This is a genomic window from Bacillus sp. SIMBA_005 (genome assembly GCF_046535585.1).
Lineage (GTDB): Bacteria > Bacillota > Bacilli > Bacillales > Bacillaceae > Bacillus > Bacillus pumilus.
In genome coordinates this window covers 1-482 of record NZ_JAWRWI010000045.1, presented here as the reverse complement: position 1 = coordinate 482, position 482 = coordinate 1, and the positions used below count along the sequence as shown (strand labels likewise).

The window sequence follows — 482 nt, the reverse complement described above, 5'->3', positions numbered from 1 at the left end:
AGATGAAATATATACCAAAGCTCGCGTCAGGAGACCATTTGGGCGCATTTGCACTAACGGAGCCTCACTCGGGGTCGGATGCCGGGAGCCTCCGCACAACAGCAATCAAAAAGAACGGCAAATATCTATTAAACGGATCGAAAATATTCATAACGAATGGCGGAGCAGCTGATATCTATATCACATTTGCTTTAACAGCTCCAGATCAAGGCAGGCACGGGATTTCGGCTTTTATTGTTGAAAAAAACACACCCGGTTTTTCTGTCGGAAAAAAAGAAAAAAAGCTCGGATTGTTAGGTTCCAATACTGCCGAATTGCAGTTTGATCAAGCGGAAATTCCGATTGAAAACCGGCTCGGCGAAGAGGGCGAGGGTTTTTCAATCGCCATGAAAAACCTTGCCGTCGGACGGATCGGCATAGCGGCTCAGGCGCTCGGGATTATCGAAGCGGCGCTCGGCTGCTCGGTGGAGTACGCCAAAACC

1 protein-coding gene is annotated in these 482 nt (G+C 48.8%); it reads left to right on the top strand.

Annotation, left to right across the window (positions count from 1 at the left end; all coding sequences use genetic code 11):
- On the top strand, nucleotides 1–482 hold a 482-nt coding region (locus SB660_RS18980; RefSeq protein ID WP_410583765.1), incomplete at both ends, for an acyl-CoA dehydrogenase family protein.